Source organism: Silvanigrella paludirubra (assembly GCF_009208775.1).
Classification (GTDB): Bacteria; Bdellovibrionota_B; Oligoflexia; order Silvanigrellales; family Silvanigrellaceae; genus Silvanigrella; species Silvanigrella paludirubra.
In genome coordinates this window covers 481,379-504,871 of record NZ_WFLM01000003.1, presented here as the reverse complement: position 1 = coordinate 504,871, position 23,493 = coordinate 481,379, and the positions used below count along the sequence as shown (strand labels likewise).

The 23,493-nt window shown below is 27.1% G+C and carries 13 protein-coding genes; all 13 read right to left on the bottom strand.

Going from position 1 to position 23,493, the window contains the following annotated elements:
* Window positions 1-7: 7 nt before the first annotated feature.
* Window positions 8-1,009, bottom strand: coding sequence for a glycosyltransferase (locus GCL60_RS09750; protein ID WP_153420465.1), 1,002 nt, complete (start codon window positions 1,007-1,009; stop codon window positions 8-10).
* Window positions 1,010-1,047: 38 nt separating this feature from the next.
* A complete protein-coding gene (locus tag GCL60_RS09745; RefSeq protein ID WP_153420464.1) occupies window positions 1,048-3,291 on the bottom strand; it encodes a polysaccharide biosynthesis tyrosine autokinase in 2,244 nt (747 codons plus the stop codon).
* Between the two features lie 14 nt (window positions 3,292-3,305).
* On the bottom strand, window positions 3,306-4,511 hold the full coding sequence (locus GCL60_RS09740; protein ID WP_153420463.1) for a polysaccharide biosynthesis/export family protein: 1,206 nt from the start codon (window positions 4,509-4,511) through the stop codon (window positions 3,306-3,308).
* A 20-nt stretch (window positions 4,512-4,531) separates the two neighbouring features.
* Window positions 4,532-4,981 (bottom strand): low molecular weight protein-tyrosine-phosphatase, encoded by a 450-nt coding sequence (locus GCL60_RS09735; protein WP_153420462.1) that lies wholly within the window; start codon window positions 4,979-4,981, stop codon window positions 4,532-4,534.
* A gap of 42 nt (window positions 4,982-5,023) precedes the next feature.
* Entirely contained in the window at window positions 5,024-6,436 is a 1,413-nt protein-coding gene (locus tag GCL60_RS09730; protein WP_153420461.1) for an undecaprenyl-phosphate glucose phosphotransferase, read from the bottom strand.
* 418 nt (window positions 6,437-6,854) lie between these two features.
* Window positions 6,855-7,157 carry an RNA recognition motif domain-containing protein gene (locus tag GCL60_RS09725; RefSeq protein ID WP_153420460.1) on the bottom strand — a complete coding sequence of 101 codons (303 nt, stop codon included), beginning with the start codon at window positions 7,155-7,157 and terminating at the stop codon, window positions 6,855-6,857.
* A gap of 171 nt (window positions 7,158-7,328) precedes the next feature.
* Window positions 7,329-8,507, bottom strand: coding sequence for a tetratricopeptide repeat protein (locus tag GCL60_RS09720; RefSeq protein ID WP_153420459.1), 1,179 nt, complete (start codon window positions 8,505-8,507; stop codon window positions 7,329-7,331).
* Window positions 8,504-11,641, bottom strand: coding sequence for a hypothetical protein (locus GCL60_RS09715; RefSeq protein ID WP_153420458.1), 3,138 nt, complete (start codon window positions 11,639-11,641; stop codon window positions 8,504-8,506). The genes GCL60_RS09720 and GCL60_RS09715 overlap by 4 nt, the downstream gene beginning before the upstream one ends.
* On the bottom strand, window positions 11,638-14,160 hold the full coding sequence (locus GCL60_RS09710) for a hypothetical protein (protein WP_153420457.1): 2,523 nt from the start codon (window positions 14,158-14,160) through the stop codon (window positions 11,638-11,640). The genes GCL60_RS09715 and GCL60_RS09710 overlap by 4 nt, the downstream gene beginning before the upstream one ends.
* Window positions 14,160-14,801, bottom strand: a complete 642-nt coding sequence (locus GCL60_RS09705; RefSeq protein ID WP_153420456.1) for a hypothetical protein — start codon at window positions 14,799-14,801, stop codon at window positions 14,160-14,162. The genes GCL60_RS09710 and GCL60_RS09705 overlap by 1 nt, the downstream gene beginning before the upstream one ends.
* A gap of 93 nt (window positions 14,802-14,894) precedes the next feature.
* Window positions 14,895-15,974, bottom strand: coding sequence for a tRNA-dihydrouridine synthase family protein (locus GCL60_RS09700; protein ID WP_153420455.1), 1,080 nt, complete (start codon window positions 15,972-15,974; stop codon window positions 14,895-14,897).
* An 82-nt stretch (window positions 15,975-16,056) separates the two neighbouring features.
* Complete coding sequence (locus tag GCL60_RS09695; RefSeq protein ID WP_153420454.1) at window positions 16,057-19,185, bottom strand: POTRA domain-containing protein; 3,129 nt, start codon at window positions 19,183-19,185, stop codon at window positions 16,057-16,059.
* On the bottom strand, window positions 19,172-23,194 hold the full coding sequence (locus GCL60_RS09690) for a translocation/assembly module TamB domain-containing protein (protein ID WP_153420453.1): 4,023 nt from the start codon (window positions 23,192-23,194) through the stop codon (window positions 19,172-19,174). Before GCL60_RS09690 ends, GCL60_RS09695 begins: the two co-directional genes overlap by 14 nt.
* Window positions 23,195-23,493 lie beyond the last annotated feature (299 nt).

Genomic DNA, 23,493 nt, shown 5'->3' with positions numbered 1-23,493 from the left:
TTCTTTTTTAGGAATTTTTTAAAACTTCTTTGTACAAGTCTATATTTAAATTAATTATCTTATCCCAGTTATAATATTTTTTTACTTCATTCATTCCATTTTTACTTTCCACATTGAAATTTTTTTCTGCATTTTCAATAATTTCTTTAGCCATTAAATGCGTATCAGCAATATGTATTGATGATTTAATAATGGGAGTTAAATATTTACCAGCTGTAGAAATTACGCAAGCACCATTTCCGATGGCAGCTAACAATGAGCCTCTTCTTTCTGAGGCTCCATCTTCAAAAGGTAAATAAATATACTTCATTTTACTCAACTCTAAAGCCACATCTTTTTCACTTAGATTTAAATTCCATTCAATATCATAGTGAGAGTATTTTTGTTTAATTGAATTAAAATAATCCATATAAATTTCTGAAGTTGAACCAATAACTTTTATTTTAAAACTATTTTCTTTTTCTAATAACTCAACAAGTTCAAAAAACTCTTCTAAACCTTTTGAAGGCCTAATTCCACCAAAAAAACCCATAATTTTATCTCTTTGAAAATATGGTTTGGATTCAATAAATGGAATATTACTTGCAATAGGAATCACTTTATGTTTACAGGGAATTCTTATGGGAAAATATTTTTTAAAATTATTTAGTTCTAAATTTGTTGTCCAAATAATAGCTTTTGATAGAGGAAAAATAAACATTGATATTTTTCTAGTCCAATGGGTTTCGGCAAATTCATGAGCAGTTATTAATATTTTATATTTCAAAAAGCACATTAATAATAATATATGCGCGGACAATCCTGTGAGTGGATATTGAATATGAATAATATCCGGATTATATTTTTTTATAATTTTATATATTTTAAAAGGATTTGTTTTCCAATTTAGGCCATCAAGAACTTTAGTTTCAATATTTTTTTCATCTAGTTTCATTTTTAATTTATAAGTATAGTCTCCAATTCCACAAATTTTAGGAGGATATATACCTACAAGAAATAATATTTTCATATTTTTCAACCTTATATAAATAATATCAACTGGAATAGTTAATCATTGCTTAAATATTTATAAGAATATCTATTTGAACAATCGCTCAACCTTTCTGAAACATTATTGAAAATAAACCCGTTTAATTCTTCGCAAGACATATTAAATTTCTTTAATGAAACTAATATTTCTTTTTCATCATGAGATTCATTTCCAAAAATAATAATTGAAAACGCTTTATATTTGCAAAAATGAAAAGCATCAGAAATGGATAATATTGGTGGTGTATCTATAACAATATAATCATAAGAAGGGGAAATTTCTTTCATTACTTGTTCTATATTTGAAGATTCAATAAGAGATGTAATTTTATCAAAATAATTACCTCGAGGCAAAAAATCTAAATTTTTAATTCTAGTTTTCAAAATTAAATCATTAATATTTAAATTATGAATTAATAAATCAGATAACCCTCTCGGAGAACTTTTAGAGTCAAAATAGTTTAGTAAAGTTCCTCTTCTTAAATCTCCATCTATTAATAAAACTTTTTTCCCAGCTTCTGCTAATACATTTGCAAAATTTGCTGAAATAAAAGTTTTCCCTGCATTAGGTTTAGGGCTTAAAAAAACAACTACTTTATTATTTGAAAATTGGTTTTGATATCCTAAATTTGTTCTTAAACTTCTTAAACTTTCAAGAGTTAAATCAAATGAATCCATCTCAGTTAAGAACTTAAGATTTTTAATTTTATTTTTACTTAAATTAAAAATTTGTTGTTTCTGTAAAATACTTGTATTTAAAGAAGCAAGACATGTTATATTGAATTTTTCTTCGATTAAATGTGGGTCTTGAATACCCGAAAAAAAGAATTTTCGAATTAAAATAACTGCTATAGAAGATATTCCAGCTAATACAACTGAAATAAAAAATAATAGTACTTTTGAAACTTCTGATGGCTTTAATGGTTTAAAAGCATAACTTATAATAGATAAATCACCAACTGTACCTGCTTTTAAAAGCTCAAACTGTTGAATTTTTTCAACAAGATTTACATAAATTTGATTTTGAATATCAACATCTCTCATTAAATTCAATGCAATTTGATCTGCATTTGGAAGAGATTTCAATTTTTTTTCATATTTATCTTTTTCTTGCTTCAATTTATCTAAAGTTGTATTCACATCTTTAATTTGTAAACTTTGGTCTGTATATTTTTGTTCTACTTGCCCTTTTTGTATTAATAATTGCGAAATCTGACCCTGTAAAAGAGCAATTGTATCCATTGTAATCTTAGTTTCTTGATCAAGAGCAACGTTACCCGTTTTTGCCCTATACTCGTGAAGTAACGTTTCTGCATTAGATAAATCCATTCGAACTTTTGGCTCATGCTTTCTTAAAAAATCAAGAGTTCTTTTTGCTTGCTCCTGCTTTTGATAAATATCCTGAATAACGGCTGATTCAGCAATTGCATTTAGTATTTTCGCTGTATTTAGAGGATTTGTTCCTTGATATGATAAAGAAATTAAATCTGATTTTTTTCCAGAACTTGAAATATTTAAATTTTTTAACAAATCTTCAATTGCATTATCCATTGATAATTGTTTTATATTAAATTTAATTCCTGGTCTTGCCTTAATTTGTTTAATATTAATTGAAATTTCTTCTTTATAAACCTTATGAATTAATTTTTCGTTCATTTTACCAGATATTAATTTATTCCCATTATTATCAAATAAATTAAATTTATTTTCACCTAAGTAAACAATAGTAAAATTATCACCCTTCATGCTATCAGGAACTTGAAAATAATTGATATTTATAATTTCTCCACCCCAAGCAAATTGATCTAAATTCATGACAGGTGCTGCTAACCCATCATTAGTTAATCCTTCATCTTTATAATTAAAATAAAATAATTTTCCAATTATAGGAAAAAGCTTAACATCTGCTCTAATATCTAACTTTAGCTCTTTTATGACTGGAGCAAGAACAGCATATGATCTAATAATAGCTGACTCTTCTTCATAAGCAGAGTCTTCTTGCGGTAAAATTGGATTGATTTTACTTACTAAATTCGACAGTGTAGCAGAACCCTTACTTGAATTTAAATCTAATAATAAAGATGTTTTGAATGTAGGTAGTTTAAAAAAACTAAAAATTAAAACAGAAAAACCAAAAAGCAAAGATATAATAATAATCTTCCATTTCTTTTCTGTAACAAATATTATTAATTTCTTTATGTCGGTATATTGTAGTTCCATTTTATATTTTGGATTTCGAGAGATAATTTCATCATTTTTCATATTAAACCCTAATTTTAATTGCTTAATGTTTTAATTCCGACAGCAGTACTAACACCTTGATTAATTGTATTCATTGATGGTGTTACAAGACTCATGACTTCATTAAATTGAACAAGTTTAGATTTTGAAGCATATACAATATCTTTTGGTTTCAAATAAAACTGCCCAGCTAACAAAAGCGAGTCTGGCGATCGAAGATTTATAGCATAAATTTCAGGTTCATTATAAAAATTACGAATAATATATGTATATTCAGGGGATGATTGATTAGAAAAACCTTTTGAGTTTCCAATAACATCTAACAATGCAAGTTTTCCATTATTTATATTATAAGCTCCTGGTGCATTAACTGCTCCAAGAACAAACACCTGTGTTTTAATATTACTTGGAACTGTTACAACATCACCGTCTTTTAAAATCCAATTTTCAGATGTGCCTTTGGGTGATTCTAAAGTTGTTAAATCCACTAAAACACTTACATTTCCTCTTTTAATTGTTACAGCAGTTAAATCCGAACATTCTGTTTCAACGACATTATTATTTTGATTAACTCCACAACGAATTGGTCCTCCTGTTAAAGTAATTGCATTTAAAATGGTTAAAGGAGTATTTGTTATTGGGATCACTCTTGGTGTTGTAACAGCACCTACCACAGCTACTTTTTGACTGTTAAATTCGTTTACTGTAACATTAATTTGTGGATTTTTTAAGAAGATGGATAGTTTTTTAGTAATTAAAACTCTTAACTCAGGAATAGATAATCCTGCTACTTTTATTTCTCCTATATAAGGATAAAAAATATTTCCATTTTGATCTACTGAAATTCCTAGAGACGATGAAATATTTGAAGGCATTGATTTTGAAGAACTGACACCATCATTTAGAGTTGGATTGGTTAAATTAGGATGATCCCAAACAACAATACTAATAACATCTTGAGAGCCAATTCTATATGTATATCCATTAGAGTCTTGAGTAAATCCATTAGGAGCTAAGTAATTATTTTTTAAAATTATTTTTTGTTCATTATCTTTAGTTAATTTATCTTTAATAAATCTAGCATTAATTTGCTGAATTTTTGGGGTGACGATATCCCCATTTTTAGAAACTTGTTCAATAGGATCTTCTACATGCATTCCTGGAGCAAAAACGCATCCACTTGTTAAAACTAAATTTAGCTTTAAAATAACCGACACTCTAAAATTTCTCAAAAACTCCATAAAAAATTATTCCTTAAATATTATTTAAATTTTTCTAACCAATCAAGTAAACATAAATCTATTTTTTTAGCCATTTCTACAAATGCAGGATAGGGTTTTTGATATGGATCATAAATAATTTCATTATTCCATTTCCCAATTAAGTGAACTTTACCAAATGAAAATGGAAACTTTTTCTCTATCCATTTTTTTTGCTCTTCTTCCATAACAAGAATTAATTCATATTGCTTTACATGATATATAGTTAATTGCTTTGCAATATGAGCTGAAAGGTCTAAGTTATTTTCTTTAGCTACCTTAATTGAATTTAAAGTCGCAGATTCACCAATCATTGCATTTATGCCTGCAGAAGAAATATTAAAATTCTCTAAATTAGAGTTCTTAATCATCTCTTTAAGCTTTGTTTCAGCATAAGGACTTCTGCAAATATTACCAATACAAACTAATAAAACTGAATTTATTTTATTCATTTAAATTCTCTTTTTTAATTTTTAATAAATATTATTATATAATTAATATGCGTTTTTATTGAAAAATCCCTTGAATATTGTAAGAAATATAATTTTTAAATCCAAAAAAACACTCCAGTTTTTAATGTAATCCATGTCAAAATCAACTCTTTTTTGCATTTTTTCCACAGTATCTGTTTCACCACGAGAACCATTTACCTGTGCAAGTCCTGTGATACCTGGTTTAATGAGATGCCTTTGCATATATAAAGTAACTAAATCTTTGTAATACTCATTATGACTTACTGCATGAGGTCTTGGCCCAACTATAGACATTTTTCCTTGAAGTACATTAATAAATTGCGGAAGTTCATCTAAACTTGTTCTTCTTAAAAACCCTCCAATAATAGTTAATCTTGGATCATTTTTTTGAGCTTGTTGTATAATATTTTTTTCAGTATGCATTTTCATAGATCGAAATTTATAAACATTAAATACATTTCCATAAATACCATATCTTTTTTGTTTAAAAATAATAGGGCCCTTACTGGTAACTTTAATTGCAATTGCAATACCAATCATTAAAGGAGAAATTAAAATTAATATAATTAAGGCAAGAGATTTATCTAAAATATCTTTTATTATAATTGATTTTCCTATAATTCTTGAATCTTCTAAATCTAAAATGGGGATGTCTTCAATTTGTCCGATTGAAGATGTAATTACATTTAAAGCAAACATATCTGGAACATATCTTTTTGGAATGGGTTTATGCCGTAACTCCCAAAGTAAATCTTTAATTTCACCATCTAGACTTAGTGGTAAAGCAAACCAGATCTCTTCAACAGAATGTTCCTCAATCCACTTAGATAGATCTTTTGGTTTATTGTATATCGGAACACCATTAAAACTTTTTTGTTCAAATTCATTAGATTGTTCATGATTTATAAATCCAATTACTCTATATCCTGTCCAAAGAAATTCTAGGAATCGCACATGTATTTTTTCTGCCATTTCCCCAGTACCAATGATCAAAATCGATCTTGTATTAAAACTTCTTTTTCTTAAAAATCTTAGGACAGTTAATAAAAGCAATCTTGAAAAAATAAACATGAAAAAGGAAATACTGACAAAAACTGAAATCCAAGTTACTTTAAAAATAAAAGTATTTTGATTTATAAGATAAACAATTGTGGAGAATACAATAAAAAAAGATATATGCGCTAATATGATTTTCTTACAAATCTGAATATAATTTGCTCTTCTAAAAGGAGAATAAACTCCAAAATAAGAAAGAAAAGGAAACATAAAAATTGAAACAACAATTAAATTTTTAAAAATTTGAGTAAAATTTAATACTTGATCTAAAACAAGAATTGATGATAAAAATTCTGAAATTGAAATAATAAGAACATCAGCTACAATTAGAAAAAGAAAAAAATAGTAATAATTTTGCTTCAAAAAATTTCTATACATAATACACCAAAACAATGTTGTTAATATTTCATTTCAATATCATAAGTACCATATTTTTAAGTTTAGGTTCAAGATAACTAACAGTGGAATAATTATAATTCAAAACCAGTATAAGCTTAATATTACTTACTGAAGTTCCTCTTGTAGACTCAATTAACATAAAGAAAAAAAAATATACAGTTTTAAATCTATAAATTTTAAGTCTATAATTTGATAAACATTTAATTTTTTTTTTAAAATTAAATGTTTAAATTGTATAATTATTTGTATTATTATACATATGCATAAATTCATAACAAATAAACTATTATCTTAAATTTTATAATTACAAATGTTATAATAACTCCCCAAAAAAAAGAAAGAGACAATAAAAGTTTATTTATTGTCTCTTTCTTTTTTTGCTTTAAAGTAATGCGAATTATGTTCTCGCATCATACCCACGACGATTATACGAACCTTCGCGTTTTCCTTCTTCACGTGGTCTAGCTTCATTTACTGTCAGAGGACGACCCATAAAGGGTTTGCCATTTAAGTTTTCTACAGCCTTGAGGGCATCATCTTCTTGATCCATTTCAACAAAACCAAAACCTTTGCTGTGCCCAGTTTCACGATCAGTGACAACACGAGCGCTAGTAACAGCACCATAATTAGCAAAAGCTTGTGAAAGCTCAGCATCAGTACAACTAAAAGGAAGGTTTCCTACATATAACTTCTTAGCCATGAGACATGCCTCCAAGGAGCGTCCTCTTTATGAAAAGAGAATGAACGCAAAACTTCAAAATACACCAAGCAGATAAGCCCATTCGGTTTGATTTTTTTTAAACTTCAACCACGAATTGAGCGTGCTGGTGACATAAATACTACAAATCAAACAAGAAAAAGTCAATGTGTTTCACTTAGGTGAAGAGCTAGATGGATAAACAAGCTCCTCTGTAGAATCTTTTTCATTTAATTCCATTTGAGAGAGCTTGAATATTACTGTTTTATAATTTGGATCAGTATCATCTGCTAGGCTTAAATAAGTTTGCCATGATTTTTGAGCGGCATAAAAATTATGTCTTAAATTCTCTAATACACCATTTAAAAAATATAAGTGAGCCTGTGAAGGCGAATTTGTTATTGCTTTCATTAAAACTTCATTGGCTAAATCATATTGATTACTTTTTATTAAGCAATATGAATAATTATGCGCAATATAGGGATTCATAAAATTTAATTCGTATGCAGCATTAAAATGTTTACATGCTGAATCATAATCCTTTTGGTCATAGTCTATAATGCCACTCCAAAGCTCGATATCACCATTTTTTGGAAATAAAACAAGAGCTCTATTTAGTGTTTGTTTTGCTCTTATAATATCACCCACTCCTCGAAAAGACTTAGTTTGCAAAACATATAAATAAGATAACTTTTCATTACACTTATCTATCCCTTTTGTAGCAACATTTAGCGATAAAGAATAAGCCTTTTTATTATAGTAATAATCACCAAGTACCATATAAATTGGAGACCACGTATTAGAATAAGTAACCAATTTTTCTAAAATTTGGATAGCTTGATTTTCATCTCCTTCTTGTAAATAAGCAATTGCTAAAATAAGAGATGCCTCCCTAAATGGAGATACTCCATAATCCTCATTTAGTGTTTTTGTCCTATTTCTTTCCAAATTATTTAAAATATTTTTATTTTTTTCAATTGCTTTTTGTGTATCACCTCTTTGAAGGTCATGAATTGTACTTGCGATAACATCAAGATTACTTGGAATAGACTTAAATAATTCTGGATCTAAAAAATTATCTTCTAATAGTTTTTCTGTTTCTGTTTTAGGCTTTAAATAATTTAATATATCATATGGAGTAAATTTATCGCTGGCTAATTTTCTTTGCGAACGAATTGTAGATTCAGGATAATAGAAAAAAGGACTATAATAAGGTAAATTTAATAAATCTGATTCTGCTTGAAATTCAGTATTGTTATTATCTTCTAATTCCTCAATATGTTTTGAAGATGTACATGAAATAAAAAAAATAAACACAATTATCCATATAAATATTTTATTTTTTATTTTCATTTTATACCTCCCGAATCTGAAACTTGACTTACTAAGCCCATAGAAGAAGGTAAATACTCTAAAATAAACATTGATTTTTGATGGTCTTGAATATCTGCTTGAGGTGAAACATTAAAACTTCTCTTAGAATATCTTGATAAAAGACTTGATAATAATAAATTATCACTAGATGAATTTTTTGAAATTGATAAAGCATTATATAAATATTTTTTTGCATCAGATTGCAGCTGATTTGATTTTACTAAATAAATATCTTTTTTATCTTTATATTTATAAAGTTGTGAATAAGAATCACTTATAACCAAACTCATTTTTCCTAATAGAGTACTTGTATGAGACATAGCGCTTTCTTGATTTTTATATTTTGATAAATAATTTAATCTTTTTAATGTAAAATTTCTACTTATATCCATATTTTTTATGTTATTAAGATTTATTTCTGAAAAATTTTTATTATTATCCATTTCAAATTTTTCGTTATCAAAACTATTTAAAGCTAAAATTGCATCATTTGATAACTTTAATAAACTTAAATTGTTTGTTTTATTATTATTTAAAAGATTTGATACATATCTGTCAAATTTAGTTTCTGAAGTATTTCTATTTTTAGATAAATAGAGTTCTGAAGTATAAATACCAATTGTTGCTCTTTCTTTAATATAAACTGAAATGTTATTTTTTAACGACAAATATTTATAAATTTTATTAGCAAATAAATACTTTTTTTGTTCAAGAAATTTATCCGCTGCGGTTAATTCTAAAAGTCCTACTTCATTTTTATCTATATTTTTTTTACTTTCTAAATTAGCTATTTTTTCTATAATTCTAGGAACATTTTCATCTAGTTGAATTAAGCTATAAATTTCATAAGCTCTTTTTAAAGCAAATATTTTCTTTTCCAAATCTGGGTATTTATCATCATTAAACGAAGATTTATCATATAGAGTTGCTGCTAGTGAAAATTGCAATAACATGTCAGATGCACGTGCTCTCCAATAAATAATTTCATTTATTTTGCTATCATTAGGATATGTTTCAATAAAATACTCAGTAAGAGTTTGAACATGATCCCAGTTTTGAAGAAAAGCAAATTCGTGTATTGATAATAAAAGCCCATCACTAGAATTTAAATTATTTTTGTAATTTTTTGACCATAACTCTAAAAATTTAGCTGAATTAACAAGCTCACCTTTTTCTTTTAAATTAATTGCATGTTCCAAAGCTAATTTATAATTATTAATTATAATTACTTTATTTATTTCATCAGAAATTTTATTTTCAGAAGAAATTTTTTCCAAAGAACCAGCCGCATCCGAAATAAATTTTTCTTTTGCACCCATTTTTATGTAAAGGTTTGCAAGAGCTAATGAAACTTTATCTTTTTCTGCTTGTGACTGCTCTTTAAAATATAATGGCGGAGAAGATAGTATTTTTTCATAGCGATTTTTTGCATTTTCAAAATCATTTAATAATTCTGCACGTTTTCCACATTCAAACAAAGAAAGTCTAGCTTGAGGATCAGCAGGAAAATGAGCAATAAATCCATCGACTGCTTTTTCATATTTTTTAAATTCTATTGTATCTGTTGATGTGACATCCTCACTTTGCATTCGAGAAATATTCACCAATTGAAACCAAGATATTTTTAAATTATTTTGATCCAATGGGTGCTTAAGACTTTCTTCAGAAGCATCCCATGCCAAATTATAATCTCCAGCCATCATTAATGACTGAGCATAAGATTGAAATAAGACGCCTCTTAAATCTCCTTCAAAATTCTCTAAAATCCTTGCATGATATATTTCAGCACTTTTTAAAAAGTTACTTCTCGATTTTGTAGATACACCTAAATTATAATAGTAACTTCCTGACTGTAATGAAAGATTTTGAATCATAGCACTTCTATTTTCTTCTTCCATTTCTGTCAAAAGATATCTTGATTTCCATATAGAATCCTTTGCAATAAAAGCAGTACCATAATAAGCTATTTCATTATATTTATTTGTATTATCTAACTTATTTAATGCAACTAATCTTGCTTTAATGAAATCAGGAAACAATCTTGTTGATAAAAAATATTTTTCAATTGGTGCTGCATATTTTTCAACATCAATAGAATATCCAGCTGCGATATAATAATAAAAAGAATTTATAATCATTTTTTTTGCAAAATCACCAGCTGCTTTATCTTGAGCTAAAGTAATATAAAAATTTTGGTCTTTTCTTTCATATAAAGATAAAGCCCCAACTCTAATAACATCTTCTATTGCTATTTTAGGAAGAAGATTATTATATCTTCCTTTTTCTCTTGAAAAATCTTGAGCATACTCTGTTGCTAAAACATAATCTGCATTCCTATATGAAGACCAAATTAACCTTAATTTTATTTCACCTATTAATAAAGCATATTTATTTTCACTATATCCTATAAAATTTTTACTAAATTTTAATGCATTTTTATAAGAAATATTTGCTTCTGCAAAGTGAAATAATTCAAATTCAGCATCACCAAAACCAATATATGATCTAATAATTTCTTCTCTATATTCTTCAGATTCTAATTTTATATTTATAATATTATTAAAATATTTTTTTGCTGCTTGATATTTTTCACTTTTAAGTGCCAGATCACCTGCAAATAAATTCATTCGAACATAAAGTCTTTTATTATCTTCAGAGTTGGTTAAAACTTTTAAACCATTATCTAATATTTCCCTGCTAGCTTCTGCATCAGTTCTTTTTGTAATATAAGAAAATAAAGCTAATTTAAAACAAGCTTCAGAATAGGGTAATTTACTATTTTTTTCTTTTATAATTTTTTTTAATATTTCAATCGATTTATTTAGCTTTTCATCTTCAATTTTCTTATTTTCATCAAGTTCATAATTATCAATCGCATCATAATTTTTTTCATTTGAATTAATTTCTCTTTTAAACTCTTCTTTCCATGTTAAAAAATGCAAATCAAATATATCTCGAAATATTTTTTTAATTTGCTGATCACTTCTCATGTTAAATTCTTCTTTTCTTGTAATCAATTTTGTATCGTCATTAATTATAGGGATAAAATAATTTTCTTCTGAATAAATTAAATTATGCATGAATATTAAAAAAATGAATACTATTTTTTTCATCGCATTAGATCCATATTTAAAGATTGGCGTAAAGAATTCAACCAATTACCTCTTTCTTCTGAAGCTTTTTTAATTTCTTCATCTCTATCCTTTTTTAAGTCATAAATTCCTTTATTATGATCTGATAAAGAAATATTAACGTAATCTTTAAATTCTTTAGCTCTAGGATCAATTTGATTAACTAATTCTTTTGAAATTGATACATATTCATTCAATATAGATTTTTTTAATTTTTCTAATGTAACTTCTTCTTGAAGAGTATGGTTATTAATTTGTTCTACTTTATTTAATATTTCTTTTCTTTCATTTATAATTCTATCTTTTATATTTGATATTGCGATCAGTAACTGTTTATAGCTAGAGAATAAATTATCCCATGAATTTCTAGTTGCATCTAATATTTCGTTATCTCCAATAGAAAAAGCTTCTTCTCTATTTCTTAAATGAAGATTATATATATTATTCATTGTAGATTCTACAATATTAGATTGCTTTTCAAAAATCAATGAAGAAGATGGTTTTAGACTTCTTGATAATTGAAAGGTTCTTTCTTCTATAGTATATTTAATTAAATCTTTATACAATTTATCAAATGTAAATTTCGAATAGTTTTTCTCTAAAATATCAATATCCTCATTTTCTGCTTTTTTTGGAATTTTATTATCGTTTAATGTAAATAAGTAATTTACACTCGACATTTCAGAATTCATATTGTTCATATTACGACTCAAACTTTGCAAAGATCCTGGTAGCTTTGGATTATAAATTTTATCGTCGATTTCTGCTTTTAATTTATATTTAGTAATATCATCATCCATAGAAATAAATCTTTTTATTAATTCAAATCTATTTTGTTTAGCAAATTCTATTCCAGGTTTTTTCATGTTCCAAAATTGATATTCTAGTTTATCCAAATCTAAAATAATTATTTTAAACTCGTCTAATATATTTTTTAATTTAGTAAGAGAAGATATTGCTCTAACCTCTAAAATGCCACTATAAGTATATTCAGCTAAATTAATTGCATTAGCTAAATCAGATCTTATTATAGAAATTTCATTTTCTAAATGATAATATGCTCTTCTAAAATTTAAAGCATTTGTTACTAATTCATTTTTTATACCATACTCTTCGGCTAAACTGGCTAAAGCCAAAATATTTTCAACACCTTCTTCGTTTGATTTAGAGTAGTCATTTTTTATTTTTTCTAAAAATGCAATATCAGCTTCAGTTTCACTTAATAATTCTACTAGTTGAACTTCTGCTTCATAATTTCTTTTTGATGTTTTAGAAAGAATTTTAGCCAAAATAAACTTAGATGTTTTTACTTCATTATTTTTTTCATATATTTTCTCATCTTTCAAATTTATTATTTCTTGATTTCCATATTCAATTGCTTCTTTGTACTGTCTTGCACTTTCAAGATAATTTTTTCTTAAATATAAAATATGGGCATACTCTAAATGAGATTTTCTTTTTTCTTTTTCTAATAACTCAATTCCAGTTATTTTATTTTCAATTAAGACATCATGATACCAAGTTTCTGCAGCTATCAAATTAAACATAGAGGCATGAAAACGGGCTAAACAAAGTCTTGCTACAATTCGACTCATGTCATCTTTTTCAAAATATTTTAAGTTCTCACCATATCCTTTAAAGTCTCCGGAAAGAAATCTTATTAAAGACAATGCTTCTTCTTTTTTTCCTATTTCATACTTTAAAAGAGAAAGAGCTAAATAAGCTTTGGCAATATAATTATTACCAGGTTTTGTATGACCAATTGCTTCTTCTAAATAACTTATGGAATTTATATTATTTAAATATAGATTACGGAGTGCAAGTGAGATATAAATTGCACTCATTATCATATTTTTTGAATCTCTTTTTATTACAGGAGAATTACTCCAAATTATTAAATTTTCTTTGAAATCTGGAAGAGTATTATTCTCTTTTCTAATTTTAGTTTCCTGCAGAAATTCCATTGAACATGATAAACGCCATTTATCTGGAAAGAGATCTTCTTCATAACCTCCAATAACTAACATTTTTAAGCAAATATTACTTGTTACATTATGATTTTTAAGCTGCCTATTTGCTTCAAAAAGTATTTGATTTGCCCAAGATATATAACCTCTATTTCTTGGATCTATATATTGCATCTCTTTTTCTATAATATTTATAGCTATTAAAGGATCACCTAGATAAAGATGATCTTGTGCTTTAAGTAAATTCATTTTTACTCGTACAACATCATTTCTTAAACCAAGAGGAGATTTTTCTAATATATAGTTATTTGAATTTGGATCAGAAACATTTGAAATATAAGATAGACCTAATATTTTACCTTTTATAGAATCTAATTGAGTATCAATGCTTCTTATTTTTTTCCATTGTAACACTCTTATACTTTCAACATCTGAAAAAATACTTTCTTCTGATGCAGATAGTTCAAAATCTTTACAATATGTATATTTAAAAATGAAAAATTGAATAATAAGAATAATTAAAATTTTTCTCATTATAAATTTTCCTTAAGCTCTTCTTTTTCTATTTCAAATTCTGGAATTTTTGTTAATTTATTTTGCTTAAGAATTAATTTTATATTATGAATAGCCGAATTTAGAGTTCCTACTACTTCAATATTTTTATCTATTATCCACCTTCCTTGTGGTAAAACATAAGGCCAATTATTATTTAATTGACCAACTAAAGCATGAACTTTAATATTGTAAACTCCAACAGGAAGTGGACCATTAAAAATAGGTAAATTGATATTTTTTTCAAAAAACACGGGCTTTGAATAATGTATAATTGAAATATTGTTCATTATTGCTGATAATTCTATAAATCCAAATTGAGAATTTGGTTTTTCATAGTTTGATATAACTTCTATTTTAAGCTCTATTCGATCTTTAAATTTTGAAATTAAGGCATCTTGTAAAGATAATATTTTCGATCTCATTTCTTTATTTTTGTCTTGAAGCTGAGAAATTTTTTTTGATATTTCATCTGCGCTATTTATTTCATTATTTTCACCAATAATTAAATATGGATCTGGTGGCAAATAATTAGTTTCTGCATTAACATTAAAACTTGTTATTAAAAATAAGTATTTTAAAATTTTAATTTGATTAATTATATTTCTTTTTAAATTATTCATAATAACCTCGACATATTTAGTATTTCATTAAATACGTCAGGGCTATTGCATAAAAATTACTTTAAATGATGAGATTTTGACAGATGAGCTTTTTCAAATCATTTTTATTCTATTACTCATTGGATTCTCACAGTTTTGTGAAAATTCATAAACAGTGTCTCTTAATTCAGCTACACTTCTTGCTCTCATCGACAAACGCCAAAAATGATGTCCAAACTGAAACCAGCGCGCCCCCGTTGCAGTATAAAATCTAAATTTTTCCAAAATATACTCTTCATCTTGAAAGTAATCAGCAAAAATAGAGATCAATTTTAAGCAAGCTTTTGCATACTCTAAGCCTTCTTCTTCAGGAGTATTTGGGGCTTTAAGACCTTCATAACCTATTGGAGTTTCTTTATTACCAAGTAGCTCTGAAATTTGCCAAATAATCCAGGGTCGAGCCGTTGCTGCTCTGGCGATCATGGCTCCGTCAACTCCATACTCATTTAATAGACAGATAGCATCTTGAGCTGTTTGAATATCTCCATTGGCTATAACTGGAATTTCTAACAAATTTCTAACCTGAGAAACGAGATTCCAATTTGCATCACCGCTATGCTTTTGTGCTCTTGTTCTAGCGTGAATAGTAAGAAAATCGGCACCTGCATTTTGAAGGGTTTCTGCAAAAGAATGCAGATATTCAAAATTTTCTTCTTCTGAAATACCTCCGCGTAACTTTACGCTAACAGGAATGGGTGAGTGTTTTTTAACAATGCGAACAACATTTGCAGCATAATCTTTGTCTCCCATTAATCGAACACCCCAATTGTGTTTTAATGTATGAGAAACGGGACACCCCATATTTATATCAAATCCCCATGGCATTTTTGTCATAAGTTTTTCAATACTAGGAGCAATAAATCTTTCTTCATTTCCTAATAGCTGCGGTATAAAATAAGATTCATTAATAGCAGTTTTTAATTCATTTGTGGTTTCTAATTTTTCATTCGGAATTTTTCTTGTGGAAAGCATCTCTGTGAATTTTAGAGCATTTATATTATGAGGAGTATAGCTTTTAATCAATTCACGAAAAGCAACATGAGATAACCCGACCATAGGGGCTATAAAAAAGGGGAAATCTATCCTTAATTTTGCTAATCTAGAATGAGGAAAGAACGATGAAAGATTGCTCATGAAAACTCCAAACAAAAGCACAAAATAGAAGGAATTAACTTCTATTAAATTAGATAAAAATAAAAGCTTTTTTTTATTTGAGCTAAAATTGAGCTCCAATTTTTAAATGAATTGCCCCTTTAAATTTTAAAAAACCAGTAAAATTAGAATCTTGAATTCTAGTTACACATTTAGGAGGAGAACTAGAATTTAAAGCCTCTGCAGGGGAAACACAATCCGATGAACCTGAAGAAGGATCCTTTAATGGATAGCCGTAGTCTAAATTAATTGTCGCGTAATTTCCTAAAATAAGGCGAAAACCAATTCCTGTAGAAACATAAGCTTCTTGCCAATATTGTTCTATAAAATTAAGGTTTCGGAGATTTACTGGGCTCGGAGTAATTAAAGAAGCACCATCTGGCACGCATTGTGTTGTAGAAGCTTGGGCGGCAGCAACTTGACTATTCATTTGCGCATTTATTTGATTTGTTTCCTGCTGAGTAAAATAATTTGCTGCAGAGTCTGCAAATAAAACCATGCCAAATACTTCATTAAATCTGTATCTAGATTCTGCTTTCATATACAACAAATTTGTTGCGCCCAAAGAAGCTAATTGAGTGTTACAATTCGCAACACCATTATTTGCGTAATGAATCCACAATAAAGGACCTGGAGGTGTTCCAGATTCAGGAAAACCTCTAACAAGAGCTGCATCAGAAAGAGTAGAACGTCTTGATGCTGGAGGAGTTACAGTGGAACCACTCTCGTTAACCGTATCCATTATAAATTTTCCACCGATAGAAACAGCTCCACTGAGTTTTTTATAAATAGGAAAAAAAGAATCTACTGAAAAATTATATCTATTAAATTGAACTTGCGATCCTAATCCAAATCGAGCAAAACCAGCCTGAATATTATATAAAGATCCCGATGTAGGCCATGCAATATTATTTCTTGTATCCAAAGTAATACTAGAAAGTAATTCTTTTATTGAAATGGAAGGACTTTCTATGGTTTGAACAACTGCACTTTCAGAACTTGTAGACTTAGAATTTTCTTGAATAATCGACTGTCTAAAAGTCCAGTTTAAATCAAAAAAGGAAGGTTTCCATTCACCACTTAAATTAATTGTAAAATATTCGCGATTTGTTAGTGATTCTGCTGCAACTTGATACCCAAATGTCGAACTCATATCAATTGGTGTAACAATAGGACCTAATTTAAATAATGATTCAGAAAGACCTAGGCTAATTTGCCTTCCTAATATTTGTCTTGTTTCTGATGAAGCAAATGTTTGTTGCTGCTTTTCTTGCGAAACAGAAGCATTTGAAAAGAATCTTAACCCATCATCATTAAGTTTATTTAAAGTAAAATCTACTGCAAAAATATATCCACGATACGTTGAAAACTGTGGTGATAATCCTAACGAATATCCCGTTTTTGCTCGAGCATGTATTATAATATCTATTCGTAGATCTTTTCTTTCTAAAGCAGAGTTATCTAATGCTTCTACATAAACAGAGGAAAACAAATCATGCTTCAAAATTCTTAATCTTGCATTGTCAAAACTCTCTTGAGAAAAAACATCTCCCGATTCTAAATTAGATGAAGAAATTATTGCATTATTTTTACCAATAATATCACTATCTACATAAATTTTACGAATACGGACGATAGGCCCAGGAATAATATTAAATGTCAAATCTATTTTTTTAATTTCAGAATTAGATGAAATTAAATTCTGATTAATTAATATTTGATTATATAAATATCCGCGTAATAATAATTGTCTTCTTATTTCATCTATATAGTTTTTTCTTTTTAAATAACTTAAAGAAGTACCTGATTCTAATATTAAAGCTAATTTCTTTTTATCTAATTCAAAACCTTTAGGTGCACCATCAATTTTAATTTCATTGATTGTATACTTACTACCCCTGTCTATTCTAAAAATTAAATTCATTTCTGATTTATCTTGTGAAGGAATAAAATCTGGCATTGCTACTTGAACATCAGCATAACCTTCTTCTAAATATAAATTTCTCAATTTATCTCTATAATCAGAAATATTGTCTTTTGAAAAAGGAATTCCTGTTGAAAAAAAACCTTTTTCAAGTCCAATATACTCTAATACTTTATCTTCGCTAACAGGAAGAATTCCTATAAAGTTTATTTTACCAATTTTTACAAGAGGTCCTTTTTTTAATAAAAATTTGAGAATTGTATTTCCATTTTTATCAACTATTCTTTCAGGTCCAGAAATATTTGGAAAAGCATAACCTTGTTTTTGATAAAAACTTGTTAATATTGATAATAAATCACTATCAGACATTAAAATAATATCTGAATAGGTTAAACCTTGTTTAGTTATTAAAAAGTCTTGATTTAATAAGCCGCTATCCTGATCATAAATTTGAAAAGTTGTTTTTGGCCCTCTATCAATTTGAAGAACAATTTTAGCGCTTTCTTTATTAGCAGAATAAGAAATATCTTTTATCTTAACATTTGCTTGTAAATAACCCTGTTCTAAATAATTTTCTTTTTGTATTTCTAAGGTTTCTCTTATAGATTTAAAATCACAGATTGATCCCGTTTCTATAGGCACTGTTAAAAAATTCAAAATATTTGATAAAGAATCTTCAATTAAAACTTGGTCTACTCTACACGGGTTCTTTTTTTCAATATTAAAATTAACCTGAACATATTCACTTGAAACTTCATTAACAGTAACTGATTCTATCTTTGCGTTCAGGTATCCATGTTCGTTTAAATTCTTTTCTAATTTTTCTTTATCAGATTTCAAAACAGATTCGTTAAAGGGCTGACCCTTTTGTGTGGATATAATTCTTAAATATTCTGAGGCCTCATAATTTGAAAGACCATTCATAATTACTTCTTGAATACGTTTAATAGTAAATGCCTTAGCAACAAATATTAATTCATTATCAGCAGTTAGTAACTTTTCTACTTCAACATTTTGATATAGTTTAGTTTCAATCAATTCAGAAATAATAGCTTCATCTAACTCATTTAAAGGAACATTAGATAAAGTATTTAACATATCTGAATAAAATTCTGTTTCTTTACCATCAACAAATAAATGAAGTTCAACACTTTTTGCTTTTTCAGACGGTTCTACTAATTTGTTTCTACCAATCTGTGAATAAACAAAAAAATCAAAATTAAACATTAAAATTATGATGATATATTTTATAAATTTATTGACTTCCAAATCGAAACCTCAATCCACCTGTTAAATCATCTCTAGATTGTTGTTGTGTAGAAACAGATGGATTTGTCAGTGAATAAGAACTAAAAAGACTAATCACATCATTTAAAAAATAATTTGCGTAAATTATTTGTGAAGGCCCAGCATCTCCAGTTTGACCTTGATAACTTACACCAAGATTAATTCTTTCAGTAACAGAACGACTTGCCGTAGCTCTCCAACTGTATTGTCCATTTTGAGAAATAGGAACCACATTAATATTATCAACGAGTCCCCCTGTTACCGTACTTAAGGTATTATTTAAAAAACCTAGATCCGCAACACCACCACCAAAAAAAGAAAAAACACTCGTAGAAGCAGACAAAAGGTTTCCACTGGAACTTTGAGTTGGAATTTGTCCCGTAGAAATTATCGAAATAATATCTGTCTGATTCATTCTATCTCCATTTGGAAGATTTGGAGGTAAAATACTTAAATCAATTTTAGGGTGACTAAATCTTCCATTTAAAGTTGCTGTAATTGTATACGAAGCAATTCTGGATTCCATTTGAATATCAATATTTGGATCATATTTTTGCATTTCGATAAAATTAAAATCTCCTCTTTTTACTTCAAATCGACTTTTTAATAGAAAAAGATTTGCTGAATCTGTAGTAAAGTTCCCTACTAAAACAGGGTTAGAAGAATCACCAGATAAGTTCACAGAAGGTGAAGTAGAAAATCTTCCTCGGACACATTGAGTTTGCATTATTAATGAATTAATTCCCTGAAAATTTATATTAAAGCTAGCAAAGGGATTACTTGATACCAGTTGAGGATTTACATTGTTTGTCATTGCTATAATTTGATTTGCAATTTCACTACAACCAATATCTTTAAAAATTCTTAATTTTTTAAAATTAACATCACCACTTATATTATAAGGTTTTTCGTTTCCTGAAAATAAAATATCTGCATCAAAATTTGTGTCTACTACTTGAAAAATTGGAATTTGTAATCTTAAATCCGCATTTCTAGCAGAAAATTTAAAATATAAATTTGGAGATTCTGGATTTTCTTTAAATAAAGTAGAAAAATCAATACTTCCAGCACCATTAACCGTGCCGGTTCCTTTCACAGCATTAAATGTATTTAATTCAAGTTTATTTCCATTAAATTCTAGTCTTCCATATAAATTCGTAAAAGCAGGTTGATAATTTTTAAGAGATAAAACTTTTGCATCTAAAACTAAATCACCGGTAGTTTTTATATCATTTAATTTTCCATTTATATTAAACTGCCCATTTAAACTACCTTCAGATGGTCCAAAAAAATCAGCCATTTGATCAACTTTATTTAAGCTTGCATTAATATAAATCGATGTATTAATATGATTTTCAAAGAAATTAATATTACTTTTACCAATTTCAAACTTTCCTAATTGCCCATTAAATGATAGAGGACTGAGTTTTAGTTCTTTACCATCAAATAAAATTTCATTATTGTTTGATAATTCAAATAACATTTTTCCTAATTGCAAACTCCCAGACTCAATAATTCCTTGCCCTTTCCAATTATGAATCCAATTTTTATCATGAAAATTATTAAAAGGAGTAAGTCCATTCATTTTTATGCTAGCTGTAAATTGTGAAAATAAGCCATATTGAGATCTTAATTCATCAGTTAAAAAAGCTGTTGCATCAAAATCCAATAAATCTATATTTAAAAATGATTGCCCCTGAATATTATTAGGCATAATATATTTTATTAAAAATTGATTGCTAAATGATTTCATATCAAAAACTATCTGTTTTTGATCATTAGGATAAGCATTAAAAGAAAAATCACCAATATGAAATTCATTATATTTAAACTTATAAACTTGAGAATTCATATATCCGCCAAGATTATCCCATTTTCCTGTCATTTGAATACTAGAATTTAAATAACCTTGTATTTTTTTGTCTTTATCATTTGAAAACATTCCTAAAGGAACATTATTAAATTTTGCTCTAAAAACAGAATCATCAAATGAAAATCGTATTAATTCTATCAAAACAAAAGGCAAAGAGTTTAAAGATTCTTCTGGATTATTTTTTTCTTTTAATCCAGTAAATGATAATAAAGAATTAGAACAAACTCCAGTATTACAGCTTAAATTTATTTTTGATTTTTTAACTTCTCCATTAATAAATTTTAAATTATCTATATCTGAATTTAAATTTAAATCCCAAGTTGAAAGATGAAGCAAAAGACCAGACATATTAACGCTTAATTTATTTAATTTTCCTGATGAATTATGAAATAAAGGATTAAGCCAATAAGAACTTGAATAAGACAAAACAGATAAATCACCTGCATCAGAATAAGCAACAATTTTAGAATTTAAATTATTATATTCAATATTAGCTTCTTTTATATAAATATTTAAAAATTTTAATTTATCAATATCGCTTAATTGTATTATTGAATCTTTTGTCCAAACATTTTTTGAATTTAAACCTAATTTTCCTTTATAATTATGAAATTTTAATCCAAACATTTCTCCATCATTCGCTTCAGCATCTCCTTCAAAAACAACATCCGTTGAACCTGGTTTTACCGTTACATCTCCAATAAAACTACCTACGCCAGTTGTTTTAAATTTTAAAAAATAATTTAAAAATGATAAATTTATTTGGCTTCCAATTAAATTAGTATTTACTGCAATTCCTTTAATAGGAGTAAAATCAATGTATCCTTTTTTAACATCAACTTCACCCTGATCGCCCAATTTTGATTTTGTTATATAGGCCTTTGTACTATCTAAAGCTAATCCCAAAACATTGGCTGTTAAATTCAAATCAAAATCAATATTAGGAATAGGATCGCGACCCACTTGGTCAGGAAAAGATGTCACAATCATGCTATTAGCAGAGCCTTTTCCATTTGCGAATAATTCAAAAACTTTTTTATGATCTAAACTTTGAATATATCCTGAAACAAACATTTCTTTAGAGTTAATTGAAAATTCAATAGGTGTAAAAGGAACCCCTAAACCATGAATTAACTCAGCAAAAGAAAACTTTATAATTTCTGCTTTATTTTCAAAATAAAATTTATCATATAGTTGAAAAAATCCTTTAGATAAAATTTTTCCCTCTTTTAAAGTTTTAATTTTTGCATTTGAATAATTGATTGTTTTATCTTTATAATAAAGATCGGCTTCACCAGAGTAAATGTCAAATTGTTTTAATTTAAAATCATTCCATTTTATTCTTCCATTAAAAATGGGTTCATCTGTAATTTTTTTTCCTGAAATTACAATTCCAGAAAGAACTGCTCTACCAGATGAACTCATTTCTAATAAATGAAAAACTTCTTTTGAATTTAAATCTAATTTTTTAACATTTGCTACATATGAGGAATCCAGAATATTGCTCGAAATAATCCCTCTTATATCAGTTTGCAATTCTGCTAAATTACTTTTTAATTCCAAATTTTCAATTAATAAAGAACCGTCTGAAGCTATTAATAAATTAATATCTATTAAATTTAAAGATATTTTATCAATCAACCATGGGAAAATAACTTCAGAATCCGTTATAAGAATATTTGATTTTAAGGCAGGAATTCCTTTTTGATTTATCGTTTTTTTTATTTCTAAATGTGATATTGAAATTTTTTGATAATTTTTTTGCTCTATTGAACCTAAGCTAAATTTTAAATTAATGCCTTCAATTTCAAAAGGAATATGAGTCATATTATCTTGGATTAGTTTGGGAATATCCAAATCTTCATTGTCATTTTTGTTAAAATTTAAAAATTCTGGGATAATTAATTTATTTGATGAATCATAAGATAAATTTATATCACTACCTCTTAGTATAATTTTCTGAATTACAGGAATTCTTTTAATATAAGAAGAAAATACATCAAATGATACTGTAAGCTGATTTAAACTAAGCTTAAATTCTTTTAATGAATCATTTTTTTTATCTTTTTCCTTAATATATACCTCATTAAGATTTAATGAACCACTAAGAAAATTCAAGCTTAATGAGCCTAACCCCAATTCCAATTTCTGCTTATTGAAATAATTTATATTAATATATTCAACTATAGCATGTTGCACAGTCTGACTATTTAAAACAAAAAAGACAACAGCATTAAGAGATATAAATGAAACTATTAAGAATATTATCACACGTTTTAAAAACTTAATCACTTAAATTCATCCTTCGTAGAAGGTTTAATTTAACTTTTATGATAGCATTCGCTTTCATAAAGTGCGCGTGAGTTTTGACCTTATGCTCACACTTTGTTATGGACTACCCACCGTATTCTGTCGAG